Origin of the sequence: Microbacterium sp. che218, assembly GCF_040436305.1 — a bacterium.
Lineage (GTDB): Bacteria > Actinomycetota > Actinomycetes > Actinomycetales > Microbacteriaceae > Microbacterium > Microbacterium algihabitans.
This window is the reverse complement of the sequence record NZ_AP031501.1, coordinates 676645-688709: the sequence shown is the minus strand read 5'-3', so window position 1 is coordinate 688709 and position 12065 is coordinate 676645. Positions and strand designations below refer to the sequence as shown.

At 68.1% G+C, this 12065-nt stretch carries 15 protein-coding genes; 6 read left to right on the top strand and 9 right to left on the bottom strand.

Annotation, left to right across the window (positions count from 1 at the left end):
* On the bottom strand, positions 1 to 552 hold the full coding sequence (locus tag ABXS86_RS03285; RefSeq protein WP_307210916.1) for an HdeD family acid-resistance protein: 552 nt from the start codon (positions 550 to 552) through the stop codon (positions 1 to 3).
* 102 nt (positions 553 to 654) lie between these two features.
* Positions 655 to 1584: an AEC family transporter gene (locus ABXS86_RS03280; RefSeq protein ID WP_353665606.1), complete on the bottom strand. Its 930-nt coding sequence runs from the start codon at positions 1582 to 1584 to the stop codon at positions 655 to 657.
* A 223-nt stretch (positions 1585 to 1807) separates the two neighbouring features.
* On the opposite strand from ABXS86_RS03280, the gene ABXS86_RS03275 reads away from it, so the two are divergent.
* Positions 1808 to 2014: a hypothetical protein gene (locus ABXS86_RS03275; RefSeq protein WP_307210920.1), complete on the top strand. Its 207-nt coding sequence runs from the start codon at positions 1808 to 1810 to the stop codon at positions 2012 to 2014.
* A 16-nt stretch (positions 2015 to 2030) separates the two neighbouring features.
* Here the strand turns inward: ABXS86_RS03275 and ABXS86_RS03270 are convergent, their stop codons facing one another.
* Together ABXS86_RS03270 and ABXS86_RS03265 are read right to left on the bottom strand one after the other, a co-directional pair.
* Positions 2031 to 2552, bottom strand: coding sequence for a DUF2127 domain-containing protein (locus ABXS86_RS03270; protein ID WP_353665605.1), 522 nt, complete (start codon positions 2550 to 2552; stop codon positions 2031 to 2033).
* 102 nt (positions 2553 to 2654) lie between these two features.
* The gene (locus ABXS86_RS03265) at positions 2655 to 3248 is read right to left on the bottom strand and encodes a DUF305 domain-containing protein (RefSeq protein ID WP_353665604.1); all 594 of its coding nucleotides are present in this window, start codon (positions 3246 to 3248) and stop codon (positions 2655 to 2657) included.
* 146 nt (positions 3249 to 3394) lie between these two features.
* Between ABXS86_RS03265 and ABXS86_RS03260 the strand changes: the two genes are divergently transcribed.
* On the top strand, positions 3395 to 4177 hold the full coding sequence (locus tag ABXS86_RS03260; RefSeq protein ID WP_353665603.1) for a dienelactone hydrolase family protein: 783 nt from the start codon (positions 3395 to 3397) through the stop codon (positions 4175 to 4177).
* Positions 4178 to 4398: 221 nt separating this feature from the next.
* On the opposite strand, the gene ABXS86_RS03255 is transcribed toward ABXS86_RS03260, so the two are convergent.
* Complete coding sequence (locus tag ABXS86_RS03255; protein WP_353665602.1) at positions 4399 to 5046, bottom strand: FMN-dependent NADH-azoreductase; 648 nt, start codon at positions 5044 to 5046, stop codon at positions 4399 to 4401.
* Positions 5047 to 5118: 72 nt separating this feature from the next.
* Here ABXS86_RS03255 and ABXS86_RS03250 point away from each other — a divergent pair, with 72 nt between their 5' ends.
* Positions 5119 to 5448 carry a winged helix-turn-helix transcriptional regulator gene (locus ABXS86_RS03250; RefSeq protein ID WP_144784901.1) on the top strand — a complete coding sequence of 110 codons (330 nt, stop codon included), beginning with the start codon at positions 5119 to 5121 and terminating at the stop codon, positions 5446 to 5448.
* Positions 5449 to 5470: 22 nt separating this feature from the next.
* Here ABXS86_RS03250 and ABXS86_RS03245 read toward each other — a convergent pair whose 3' ends face one another.
* Both ABXS86_RS03245 and ABXS86_RS03240 read right to left on the bottom strand, forming a co-directional pair.
* On the bottom strand, positions 5471 to 6085 hold the full coding sequence (locus ABXS86_RS03245) for a sigma-70 family RNA polymerase sigma factor (RefSeq protein WP_353665601.1): 615 nt from the start codon (positions 6083 to 6085) through the stop codon (positions 5471 to 5473).
* A 186-nt stretch (positions 6086 to 6271) separates the two neighbouring features.
* On the bottom strand, positions 6272 to 7495 hold the full coding sequence (locus tag ABXS86_RS03240; protein WP_353665600.1) for a sensor histidine kinase: 1224 nt from the start codon (positions 7493 to 7495) through the stop codon (positions 6272 to 6274).
* A 1375-nt stretch (positions 7496 to 8870) separates the two neighbouring features.
* Here ABXS86_RS03240 and ABXS86_RS03235 point away from each other — a divergent pair.
* The 3 genes from ABXS86_RS03235 to ABXS86_RS03225 are packed head-to-tail and all read left to right on the top strand — an operon-like array spanning position 8871 to position 10505.
* Complete coding sequence (locus ABXS86_RS03235) at positions 8871 to 9041, top strand: hypothetical protein (protein ID WP_353665599.1); 171 nt, start codon at positions 8871 to 8873, stop codon at positions 9039 to 9041.
* A 52-nt stretch (positions 9042 to 9093) separates the two neighbouring features.
* A complete protein-coding gene (locus tag ABXS86_RS03230; RefSeq protein WP_409988235.1) occupies positions 9094 to 9885 on the top strand; it encodes an SDR family NAD(P)-dependent oxidoreductase in 792 nt (263 codons plus the stop codon).
* 14 nt (positions 9886 to 9899) lie between these two features.
* Positions 9900 to 10505 carry a hypothetical protein gene (locus ABXS86_RS03225; RefSeq protein ID WP_353665598.1) on the top strand — a complete coding sequence of 202 codons (606 nt, stop codon included), beginning with the start codon at positions 9900 to 9902 and terminating at the stop codon, positions 10503 to 10505.
* Between the two features lie 27 nt (positions 10506 to 10532).
* Here ABXS86_RS03225 and ABXS86_RS03220 read toward each other — a convergent pair whose 3' ends face one another.
* Positions 10533 to 11189: a hypothetical protein gene (locus tag ABXS86_RS03220; RefSeq protein ID WP_353665597.1), complete on the bottom strand. Its 657-nt coding sequence runs from the start codon at positions 11187 to 11189 to the stop codon at positions 10533 to 10535.
* Positions 11190 to 11245: 56 nt separating this feature from the next.
* The gene (locus ABXS86_RS03215; protein WP_353665596.1) at positions 11246 to 12058 is read right to left on the bottom strand and encodes an SDR family NAD(P)-dependent oxidoreductase; all 813 of its coding nucleotides are present in this window, start codon (positions 12056 to 12058) and stop codon (positions 11246 to 11248) included.
* Between the last annotated feature and the right edge of the window lie 7 nt (positions 12059 to 12065).

Sequence of the window (12065 nt, the reverse complement as noted above, 5' to 3'; positions counted from 1 at the left end):
TCAGACCGCTTTGCCGAACTGGATCGCCCGGACGATCTGGAAGACGCCGAGCACGATCAGCGAGAAGCCGATCAGGATGAACAGCGTGACGGCGCCGAGCAGCGGCGAGAACAGCAGCACGATGCCGGCGACGATGCTGATGATCGCGAAGAAGATCGTCCACGCCCGGGCCTTCGACTGGTGGCTCGCGGTGGTGAGCGAGACGACGCCCTCGATGATCCACAGGATGCCGACGAGCGTGCCGATGAAGACCCCGAGCCACGCGGTGGTCGCGGGGAGGTTCGCGAACGAGAAGATGCCCGCGACGATGAACAGCACGCCGAGCACGATGTAGCCGATGCGCGCCCAGCCCGAGCGCCAGAACAGGCCGATGCCGATGTTCACGAGGCCGGCGATGATGACGTACACGGCGATGATGCCGACGGCCACCTGGGCGGTGCGACCCGGCCAGATGAGGATGATCAGGCCGATCACGAGCGAGAGGGCTCCGCTGACGGCGAGCGCGGTGCGCACGGCTCCGACGGCGGGGTTGGTCGTTGACGAGGGCGACATGGCGAGCCTTTCTGTGCGAACGCTGGGAACAGTGCTCACCTTAGACCCGAAGGTGAAACTTCGCGGGTCGGTCGACGCACGCCGTCACGCCCCGCGCGGACGTCAGGCGGGGGAGTGCTCGAGCAGCAACGCGACCGCGAACAGCACCGGCAGGCAGCCGATGGTCGAAATGAACACGACGTCGCGCGAGAGGATCTCGCCCACCCCGTACCGCTGGGCGAAGTTGAACACGTTCTGCGCGGTCGGCAGCGCCGCGAGCACCACGACGATGAACACCTGGTCGGCCGGCAGACCGAACAGCGTCGCGACGAGCCACGCCAGTGCGGGCATCGCCACGAGCTTGAGAGCCGAGGCGATGACGACGTCGACGCGGCGCCCCGGTTCGGTGAGCACCCGCTGGCCGTACAGCGACATGCCGTACGACATCAGCAGCACCGGCACGCAGGCGCCCGCGATCAACTGGAGCGGGTCGAAGACGATCGGCGGCAGGTCGATGCCCAGCAGCGCCACCAGCACGCCGAGGGCCGAGCCGATGAGCATCGGGTTCTTCGCCGTCTGCAGCAGGATGCGTCCGATGTTGCGCGAGCCAGACGTCGCGGCATCCAGGATCGACAGGGCGATCGGCATGAGGATCAGCAGCTGGAACAGGATCACGGGCGCGGAGTAGGCGGCGTTGCCGAGCATGTAGAGCGAGATCGGGATGCCGATGTTGTTGCTGTTGACCTGCCCGGCCGACAGTGCGCCGATCACGGTCTCGCCCACGGGCCGGCGCAGGATCAGCCCGGACACCAGGACCGAGACCAGGATGACGCCCGCCGCGGTGATCATCGACACCGGCAGCAGCGCCGAGAACAGCGTCGCCACATCGGCTTTCGCCAGCACCGTGAACAGCAGGAACGGCGACAGCACGAAGAACGTCAGGCGGCTCAGCACATGGCGCGCGTGGGGCCCGAGCAGGTCGATGCGGGCGATGATGTAGCCCACCACCACGGCGAGGCCGACGACCGCGAAGCCGGTGAAGATCCCGCTCACGCGCTCGGCCGTTTCGGGGGAGCGCTGTAGGGAGTCATCGGTTCGAGCGTAGCGGGGGAGCAGGGGTGGGAATGACGGGGGCGGATGCCGCGGAGGTGCGCCGGGGATCGCGGCGCAAGGGCGCGCTGTGAAACGCTGCAAACTGCGATCGTGGGTGAACAGCGTCGCAGGGAGCGTGTGGCACGCGGAGACGGGAGTGACGGTGCGCCGGAGATGGCACGAGATGGACACGGCTCGGCGGATCAGCCTGGTCGTCTACAGCGTCGTCGCGGTCGTGCTGCTGTCTGGCGGATTGTGGGCGCTTCTGACCGACCAGCGCGGGCCCGCGCTGTGGGGTCTGGGCCTGTCGGCCTGGGCGCTCGCGTACCTCTTCGTCGACAGCCGACTCAAGCGTGCCTCGCAGCGGAATGCGAGCGAGAGCGGGCGCTGACGCCGGGGCACGACGCCTAGTGCTGCGGCTGGGGGCGGCGCAGGATCCAGTCGAGCGTCGAATGCCAGGTCTGGCGCAGGGGTCGGCCGCGCCGCCATTCGCGCCAGGTGAGCAGCAGGATGATCAGGTCGAACACCGTGAGCAGCACGAGCCCGATGCTCGGCGAGACGAACAACTCGTACACCTGGTAGACGAGGAAGGCGCCGATCGCGGCGATCGCCCACGGATACACGCGCCGGGTCCCGAGCATCAGGGCGACGACGATGGCCAGCTTCACGACGCCGTGCAGCAAGAGGTACACGGCGAGGAAGACGACCGTGCCCGATCCGAGCTGCTTGATGCTGTGCAGCAGCGCGTTGGCGACGAAGTCGTTCGGGTCCTGCGCCAGCTCATGCGCGGTCAGCCGCTGGGCGACGTGCAGCAACTGGCCGGGGGTCGTCACGAGCAGCACGATCGCGCCGACCAGCTCCATCAGACCGTCGATGCCCTTCAGGGCGACGCCGATGAGGAAGACGAGATCCATCACCCGTTCGCGCACCTGGCGCTCCTCTCCGGCCGGAGGCGACGGCGATCGCCGTCAGGGCCGAGTGTAGGGCGCAGAGTTCGGGGGCCGACCGCAGGCGAGCCGACCCCCGCGCCCTCATAGCGAGCCCATCAGATCCTTCATCGTGCTGATCTCGGCGGTCTGGCTGTCGACGATCGACTGCGCGAGGGAGACGACCTCGGCGTCGGTGCCGCCGTCGATCTCCTCCTTCGCCCTGTCGATCGCGCCCTGGTGGTGCTCGATCATCTGCTCGAGGTAGAGACGGGCGGCGTCGCCGCCGTCGGCGGATTCGAGGGCCTGCATGTCGGACTCCGACATCATGCCGCCGTGATCCATGCCGCTCATGCCCTCGCTCATCGAGACGCCCCAGTCCGACAACCAGCCCTTCATCGTGTCGATCTCGGGCTGCTGGGCGGCCTTGATCTTCTCGGCGAGGGCGGTGACGCGCTCGTCGACACCGGACTTCGATAGCAGGGTGTCCGACATCTCGATGGCCTGCTCGTGGTGCGGGATCATCATCGTGACGAACATGATGTCGGCCTCGGATGCCGATGCGGCCGTCGTCGCGCTGGACATGGGCGCGGCGCCGTGGTCCATGCCGGGCATGGAACCGGAGCCGGCGGAGCAGCCGGCCAGAGCCAGGATCGCCGCCAGGGGGAGTGCGGCCGCGGCCGCGTATCGGGTGTTCACAGGTCGGCTCCTCATCGATCGGTACCGACGATGGTATACCCCCTAGGGGTATCGAGTAGCGATGGAGAGCGAGACGACCGGACATGCTGTGCGATCCGCGCGCAAGACCCGGCCGGTCCATACCTCTCCGGTCTAGCGTCCACGGAATGACGACCTACGCCCCGAACCTCACCGAGATCCTCGATCGCGAACCCCTCCCGGCACCCGGAATCGAATCCGGCGACGTCGACTACGAAGCCGACGGCGTCGCCTATCGCGGCTACCTCGCGCGCCCGGCGGGGGAGGGGCGGCATCCGGGGATCATGGTCGTGCACGACTGGCTCGGCGTCACCGACTACGTGCGCATGCGCTGCGACATGCTCGCCCGCCTCGGCTACACGGCCTTCGCAGCGGATGTCTACGGCGCCGACGTGCGCCCGGCGCCGCAGGACGCGGCCGGTGTGGTCGGCGGTTTCTACCAGGATCGCCCGCTGTGGAGGAAGCGCCTGACCGAGGCCTTCGCGTACATGCGCGAGCAGCCGTCGGTCGACGCCGACCGGACCGCGGCGATCGGCTACTGCTTCGGCGGGTCGTCGGTGCTCGAACTCGCGCGCACCGGCGCGGACGTCGACGCGGTCGTCAGCTTCCACGGCGGCCTGCTCACCGGACCCGAAGGCGAGGCGCAGCAGATCACCGCGAAGCTGCTCGTGCTGCACGGAGCCGCCGATCCGGTCGCGCCCGATGACGCGATGCTCGCCTTCGAGAACGACCTGCGCACCGCGCCGGCTGTCGACTGGCAGCTCGTGTCGTACGCGAATGCGATGCACGCCTTCACGCTTCCGGATGCCGACGCCCCCGCGCAGGGCGCGCAGTTCCAGGCGACCGCCGAGCGGCGCAGCTGGGCCGCGATGAAGGCGTTCCTCGCGGAGGTGTTCGAACCCCGCGCGTGACCGCGGCGCGCCCTTGTGCGAGGCCGCGGTGCCGGGGCGTACCGCGCGCATCGCGCTCAGGTGTGGGCCCGAATCTCACGCATCAACGCGCTCTACGTGCATGAACGCGCTCTCCACGTGTTTATGCACGTGGAAAGCGCGTTCATGCGTGAGAGGTCAGGCGCACGCCCGCCACGGTGCGTACGAGCGGTTCGTGGCGGGCGAAGCGCGACGTGCAGGCGTCAGGCGGCGCGGGACGCGGCGAGGGTGCGTCCGGCGGTGACGGCGGCCTGCTCGGCATCCGTCTTCAGTCCAGCCGCCACGTCGGCGAAGGCGTCGAGCGCGGGGTTCACGCCGACGAGGGTGAAGGGGCGGTGCACGACGGTGAGGTCGAGTCCCCACACGTCGGCGAAGACGCGCCGGAGCCAGCCGGTCGAGTGGTCCCAGCCCTCTTTGGGGCTTCCGGGCTCGTAGTTGCCGCCCAGGACGGTGACGAGGGTGGCCGGCTTGCCGCGGAGCGCGGTGCCCTGCGGGTCGATACGCGGGTCGGTGTAGGCCAGGTCGAACCAGGTCTTCACGTGCTGCGAGACGCCGTAGTTGTACAGCGGAACGGTGAAGAGCAGGGCGTCGGCGTCGATCAGCTCGTCGGCGAGGCGCGTGCGCAGGGCGATGGCCTCACGCTGGCCCTCGGTGTGCTGGTCGGCGGGGGTGAAGCCCGAGGTCACCGCGTCGCGCCAGGCGGTGGCGGGCATCGGGTCGGCGGCGACATCGCGGCGGACGACCGTCGACGACGGGTGCGCGGCGAGCCATTCGGCCTCGACGAGGTCGCCGAGCTCGCGGCTGGCAGAGGTGGCGGGCAGGATGCTGGCATCGAGACGGAACAGGGTCATACGCTTCTCCGATCAGAGTGACTATGAAAAACAAAGTGGCTTCGGGAAAGCTAGCACACGTAGGATGGAGTCATGGCCGAAGAACATGACGCGCGACAGTGCGACGCCGCTGTCTCGCACGCGTTCTCGGTGCTCGGCAAGCGGTGGAACGGCATGATCCTCGACGTGCTCGGCCAGGGGGAGTTGTCGTTCTCAGGCCTGCGGCGAGCGGTGGGCGGCATCAGCGACGCCGTGCTGTCGGATCGCCTCACCGAGCTCGCCGACACCGGCCTGGTCGACCGCCGCGTCGATGCCGGGCCGCCCGTCGCCGTGACGTACGCGCTGACGGATGCCGGATGCCGACTGGTTCCGATCCTGGGTCAGCTCGGCGAGTGGGCCGAAGGCAACCTGACGCGGCGCTGACGGAGAACGCCGACCGACGGAGTCACGCCACCGCGCCCATGCCCAGGCCGGCGCGTCCCTGAAGGGCGCGACGCAGCTCTCTCAGCGCGGTTCGCGTGCGGGATTTCACCGTCCCCAAGGGCTGGCCCAGGCGGGCCGCGATCTGCGACTGAGTGAGGCCGGCGGTATAGGCGAGCTCCACGCAGAGCCGCTGGTCGGGGGAGAGGAGAGCCAGAGCGGCGCGAAGGTGCGCGCGTTCGAGGTAGTGGTCGACGGCATCCGAGGCCACGTCGGCGTCCCAGACGAGGGATCTCGATCCCACGTGCCGGTCCCGATCGTGAGACGCCTGCGACGCCCTCACGCAGTCGACGGCTCGGCGATACGCGATCGTGCTGATCCACGCCTGCAGACTGCCCTTCGCGGCGACGAACTTCGACGCGTTCTGCCAGACGTAGACGTACACCTCCTGGAGCACCTCTTCGGCCAGAGCGCGATTCACGACCACCCGCAGCACCACTCCGAACACCCGGGCGGAGGTGAGGTCGTACAGCCGGGCGAACGCTGCGCGATCGCCCTTCGCGACGGCGGCCGCCAGAGCGCTCAGGGTGTCGACGGCGTGATCGTCGACGTCATCGGTGTGCGGAGAGCGAGCGGCCATGGGGTGATGGTGACAGAGGGTCTCAGTGACAGAAGAGCACTTGCCTGCGCGGTTGGAATATGCATCTGAATGGAGTGTGCCGCCAGCATCACGGTCCGCATCGCGGGTCGCACGCTCGACGAGGTCCGAGAAAGGATGGGGATGCGCTCCCTGCCACGCCGGTGAGGATGCCTGCGCGGAGGTCGATCAGATGGGCGCGGGCCCGGCCGCAGGCAGGGAAAAGGTGAAGGTCGCACCGACACCCTTGCGCCCGTCCGCGTGGATCGCCCCACCGTGCAGTTCCACGATTCGGGCAGCGGAGGCGAGGCCGAGACCAGTGCCGGGGAACTCTTCCTGGGAGTGCAGGCGCGTGAGCGGTCGGAAGAGTCGGGAGGCATCAGAGGGATCGAAGCCGTCGCCGTCGTCGACCAGCTCCAGCAGGACCCGTTCGGATCCCGCGTCCACCTGACGCAGCACGATGTGTGCCGTCGACTTCTTCCCGGTGTACTTCACGGCGTTGCCGAGGAGATTCTCCAGAGCGAGCTGCACGAGCACCGGATCGGCGCAGACGACGACGTGATCCTCGATGCGGATGTCGATTTCACGGTCGCGGTTCCGGGCGAGGAGTTCGTCGGCGATGCTGCGGGCGATCGCACTGAGGTCGAGACGCTGGGGCGCCAGGGGGGCCGCCGTGATGCGATAGATCGACAGCATCCGCTCGATCTGGGCTGACATCCGTTCGCCCGCGCGCAGCACCGCGTGGGCGTATGTGGCGCTGGTCGGGGCGGTCCGATCCTCGGTGATGAGCTCGGCGAAGCCCATCATGGCGCTCAGAGGTCCACGCAGATCGTGCACGAGCGAGTGCATGGTCGCGTCGAGCTCGTCGGCTCGAGCCGCCATCTGATCGCGCTCGGCGCTGCGGCGGGTGATTGCGGAGCGCAGCTCGAGATTCTCGAGCGTCACCGCCGTCGTGTTGGCAAGCACCTCGAGTCGCCGCACCTGCTCAGCGTCGGGAACGTGACTCTCAGCCCAGTACGCGCCGATCGCACCGATCGGATCGGACGCGCGCACAGGGGTCATGCAAAGGCTGGCCACGAACGTTGCGCGGTACGCGTCGATCGGCACACGGTCATCGCTGTAGATGTCCGGAATGATCACCGTCTCCCGGTGCAGCATGGCCCATCCACTCACGCACGCGGTCAGCGGGAATCGGCTGCCCTTCCACAGCGGGCCGATGGCGTTCTCGTCAGCATAGAAACACTGATCGTCCTCGCGCAGAACGAACGTCGCACCATCGGCGCCGGTCAACTCGCGCACAGCGCGCGCAACCACCGCCGTCACCTCGGTCAGGTTGGTCGCTGTCGAAAGCGCATCAACCGTTCTCGTCATGACATCTGGCGCCGCGACGACAGAAACAAGCTTTCCGTCCATGTGGGCCCCAACAGTTCGACGAAATGTACGGCAAGTCTAGGCGAGGTGCAGGCGTTCGAGTGCGGACGACCACCGTCCTTCGAACGGGTGCCGAGCGAGTACGCCGATCAGGTGCGCTCCGACGATCTTGGCAAAGCAGCCCGAATGATCCACGCCGATAATGCACATTATGTCAGTTTTTGACATCTCCACTCGCGATCAACTGGTCGTGCCTCATCTTCCACCGACGGTAGATCAGATCGAACGCGAGCCACGCGAAGTCGCTATAGACCAGGGAGACGACCCGTCTGACCTTGTCCATGTCCCGCCACCGCATGCGGTGAGCGTATCGGGGTCTGGCCGTCGTTGCCCAAACTCTCTACCACCGCCGCGAGCCGCTTCCGCCTTGGCGCCAGCTCATGCCGGCGGGATATACGGGGATGAGTAGCAGCGGATCCAAGCCGAGGGGCGAGACCGCGGTCTGCGGCATGGATTATCTGGGCGAACTCTGTCGGATCCGTTTGTCACGGCGACGCCAAACCGAGCCAGTGGCGATGAAGTAGGCGCCGGGAATGATCAGAGCGGGCGGGAGGAGGTAAAGGGGCACTCCTCGTCCGCTCGTTGCGAGTGGGTCGCCTATCGCGTAAGGAACGACTGCTGCTCCTGCCAGTACCAGGACCAACCCCACCGCCAATGTCGCTGTCGGGCGTGACGGACGCCGAGCGAAGAAGCGGTGCCGTGTGCCGGTGTCCTCGTGCGTCGGCGGAACGGAAGTCTTGGAAGCGTCGGCCCGCTCCTTGTTCCCAGGGAAGTACGGGTAGCGCACTGACCCGTCGTCCGTGATGGGCTGTTTCTTCACGAGCGAATAGGCCCCGGCGCCGGCAAACACAGTCCCGAGGACGAAGGGGAAGAGCAACCCGTTTGTACCGGGAGACCCCGGGGCTAGGTCCCACGCTCGCCACAGCACGAAGGACCCGACCACGAGCAACGCAATTCCGACCGCAAGCATCACCCACCCACTTACATTCGGCCTGCGCGTATTCGCCATGCACACTTTCTACCGCGGTGAAGTGCTCGCAGTTGATGGGGTCGCAGGAGGAGTACCCGAATAGGCACTGTTATCGACATCACACAACAGCGTCATGCCGCGGCCCCGATCGGCAACGGGCAGACCGCCTCAGCGCACGCGACAGCGCCATGTCCAGACCGCGACGCGTCAATCAGCCCGTGACCAGAACAGACGAGGCAGCGGCGCCTTCACTGATCAGCACACCGCCGGCGTTCTGCACCGCCACTCCCCGGCTTTTGGGCCGCAAACCAGCTTTTCGGAGAACGGTCTCTCCTCCGCCGGCTGACGCGAGGGGACACTCCCCTGGGCACGTCGTACGCTGGGCGCATGCCCGACGACAACGATGCGACGCAGGAGGAACGCGCGCTGCGCGCCATGGCGAACATCCACGCGGGTGCCGACATCACCGATGAGGCGATGCGTCTGTCGAACGACTACACCGACCGGCAGACGCGCCGCGTCAAGGCGTGGTTCGCCCGCATGACCGGTCGCGGGTGAGCGGCGGCCTGCCGCCCCGGGTAGCCTCGGTCGCGACGAAAGGCGGCACCCCATGAGCACCACCATCGCGATCGACCTCGCCGGCAAGACGGCTGTCGTCACCGGATCCACGCAGGGCATCGGTCTCGCCATCGCCCGTCGTCTGCACGAGGCGGGGGCCGACGTGGTCGTCAACGGGCGCACCCCGCAGCGGGTCGACGACGTCGTGGCGACGATGGGTGCGGGCGTCCGCGGAGTCGCGGCCGACGTGACCACCCCCGAGGGCGCGGCGGCGCTCGCCGAGGAGGTGGGAGCGGTCGACATCCTCGTGAACAACCTCGGCATCTTCGGGTCGACCCCGGCGCTGGAGATCACCGACGAGCAGTGGGGCCGTTTCCTCGACACCAACGTCGTATCCGCTGCGCGGCTCATCCGTCTGATGCTCCCGGGCATGATGGAGCGCGGCTGGGGCCGCGTGCTGAACATCGCCAGCGACTCCGCCGTCGTCATCCCGGAGGAGATGATCCACTACGGCGCCTCCAAGAGCGCTCTGCTCGCGGTGTCGCGCGGCTTCGCCAAGGCGGCTGCCGGCACGGGGGTCACCGTCAACTCGGTCATCGCCGGCCCCACCCACACGGAGGGCGTCGAAGACTTCGTCTACGAACTCGTCGACGAGAACCTGCCGTGGGACGAGGCGCAACGCGAGTTCATGAAGACCGCGCGCCCGCAGTCCCTCGTCCAGCGGCTCATCGAGCCCGAGGAGATTGCGAACATGGTCGTCTACCTCGCCTCTCCCCTGGCGTCGGCGACCACCGGCGGTGCCCTGCGGGTCGATGGCGGCTACGTCGACAGCATCCTGCCCTGAGGCGAACTGACGAGATGCAGCCTGCTCGCGTCCACATCCTGGGTGGCAGCGGCAGCGGAACGACCACGCTGGGCCACGCGTTGGCCGCGCGCTGGGCGGTTCCGCACGCCGACGCGGACGACTATTTCTGGATGCCGACCACTCCCCCGTTCACGCGGAAGAGAAACGAAGCCGAACGGGTGGCGCTGATGCGCGAGGTCTTCGTCGCGCGCCCCGCGTGGGTGCTGTCGGGCTCGATGCTCGGGTGGGGGGAGTCCGTCGTCGCGGAGTGCGATGCGATCGTCTTCATCGCGCTCGATTCCTCCGAGAGGCTCCGGCGACTCGAAGCCCGCGAGGTCGGTCGACGCGGGGGTCTGCCCCATGATGACGACGCCTGGCGCGCTTTCAAGACGTGGGCCGAGGGCTACGACGATCCGGCATTCGACGGCCGCAGTCGCGCCGAGCACGACCGGTGGCTGGCGACGGTCGCCAAGCCCGTCCTCCGCCTCGACAGTCGGTCGACGGTGACGGAGCTGGTGGATGCCGTGTGCTCGTGGGAACCCGTGGTGACGAGCGGCGAGAGCTCTTCCCTGCCCTCGCGTCACTCCACGGACGGAAGCGGCGGCGATCCAAAGGTTTAGGGGATTCCCGCCCCATCGTGCCGCACGTCACCGACTGCTGCGATGCGCCCCTGCGTGTCCTCGACGGCGGATGCACGGCGTGCCGGCCAGCGGCATTCGCGCGCCGCATCGGGGGTCGCGGCGTGACGTGAAGACGCGATCCGGGGTGGCGCTGCTCGCCACTCGTCTCAGGGCCGCCGCCAGGGCCGCCTCCCTGTCGAGTGCGCCTCCGGCCCATGCTGCTTCGATGGCTGCGTTCAGTTCGCCCTTCGTCAGCATGCGCGCGACGTCTTCGTCGACGATGTCACCAGCAACAGCCGCTTTGATGAGCCCCTCAGGTGCGGAGTCCTCGAAGTAGTCCCACTGCTCGAGACCCAGACGTTCTTGGGTCTCGTCGACGAGGCGAAGGGCGTCCCAGATCTGGGTCTGCTCCTGCTCGGTCAGTTTCCCCGAGTAGATGAGGTCGTGCGCCTCTGCGTAGACCTCACCGTCGCGGCGCAATCCGATCGCGATGATCTCGATCGTGCCGACGCCGTCATCTGCTCGCGCTCGGTAGATGATGCGATACGTCCGCTGACAGGCCTCGACCGTGTTGAATCCGACGAGGTCGGTCGCTCCTCGGCTCGATAAGCGGTGCTTTCCCGACGGAGAGGTGAAGAGCTGGACGATGGTGTCGAACACCTCTTCACGTTCGGCGGCGGTCACCGTTTCGATCAACCACTCTCGACGGGAAGGCCCCGCCTCTCGGGACGGGCGCCCCGTCACTCCCCCGGTCGCACCCATCCCGCCGTCACGCCGAGCACGCGCGAGCCGTCGAGATCGGCGAGCGAGAGCCCCGCGAAGCTGACCGCGGCGTCCGACGTCTGCCAGCGGAAACGAGGAGCGGAGGTCGTTGCGGCTTCGACGACCGTCTTCGCGGCATCTTCCGCCGACTGCGCCGACGCGAACGAGGTCGCCGCGCGGTCGAGGTAGGCCTGCTGCTGCACCGCGTACGGGCCGGCGGGGGCGCGGTGCACCGAGTCGGTGAACGACGAGGCGACCGCGGCGGGCTCGACGATAGCCACGTCGATGCCGAACGGCGCCACGACCGGGGCGAGCGACTGCATGAGCCCCTCGACGGCGAACTTCGCCCCGCAGTAGGCGTCGGCGAAGGGCTGGCCCACGGCTCCCCCGACGCTGGTGACGGTCACGATGCGTCCGCTCCCCCGCTCGCGCATTCCGGGGAGCACGAGACGGGTCAGGCGCGCGACGGAGAGGTAATTCGTCTCGAGCTGGTCCTGAAGGTCTTGGTCGCTGAGCTGCTCGAGGGTGCCGACCGCACCCCGCCCGGCGTTATTGACGAGGATGTCGACCGGAGCCGCCGCCTCCACGAGGGCGCGAGCCGCCTCGGCATCCGTCACATCCAGGGCCCGGATGTCGAGGTCGACACCGGCCTCGGATGCCGCCGAGCGCAGGGAATCGGCGCGTGCGGTGTCGCGCACCGTGGCGATGACCGTCACCCCCTGCTGCGCGAGCTGGATGGCCGTGTGCAGGCCGATACCGCTGGTGGTTCCGGTGACGATCGCGAGAGTCATGTGTTCA

Bases quoted from the DNA above. Each gene is read 5' to 3' on its own strand.
- ABXS86_RS03250 (WP_144784901.1), top strand. From the start codon at position 5,119: ATGGCCGAAGAACATGACGCGCGACAGTGCGACGCCGCTGTCTCGCAC.
- ABXS86_RS03260 (WP_353665603.1), top strand. From the start codon at position 3,395: ATGACGACCTACGCCCCGAACCTCACCGAGATCCTCGATCGCGAACCC.
- ABXS86_RS03240 (WP_353665600.1), bottom strand. From the start codon at position 7,495: ATGGACGGAAAGCTTGTTTCTGTCGTCGCGGCGCCAGATGTCATGACG.
- ABXS86_RS03225 (WP_353665598.1), top strand. From the start codon at position 9,900: ATGCAGCCTGCTCGCGTCCACATCCTGGGTGGCAGCGGCAGCGGAACG.
- ABXS86_RS03230 (WP_409988235.1), top strand. From the start codon at position 9,094: ATGAGCACCACCATCGCGATCGACCTCGCCGGCAAGACGGCTGTCGTC.
- ABXS86_RS03275 (WP_307210920.1), top strand. From the start codon at position 1,808: ATGGACACGGCTCGGCGGATCAGCCTGGTCGTCTACAGCGTCGTCGCG.
- ABXS86_RS03255 (WP_353665602.1), bottom strand. From the start codon at position 5,046: ATGACCCTGTTCCGTCTCGATGCCAGCATCCTGCCCGCCACCTCTGCC.
- ABXS86_RS03215 (WP_353665596.1), bottom strand. From the start codon at position 12,058: ATGACTCTCGCGATCGTCACCGGAACCACCAGCGGTATCGGCCTGCAC.
- ABXS86_RS03245 (WP_353665601.1), bottom strand. From the start codon at position 6,085: ATGGCCGCTCGCTCTCCGCACACCGATGACGTCGACGATCACGCCGTC.
- ABXS86_RS03285 (WP_307210916.1), bottom strand. From the start codon at position 552: ATGTCGCCCTCGTCAACGACCAACCCCGCCGTCGGAGCCGTGCGCACC.
- ABXS86_RS03235 (WP_353665599.1), top strand. From the start codon at position 8,871: ATGCCCGACGACAACGATGCGACGCAGGAGGAACGCGCGCTGCGCGCC.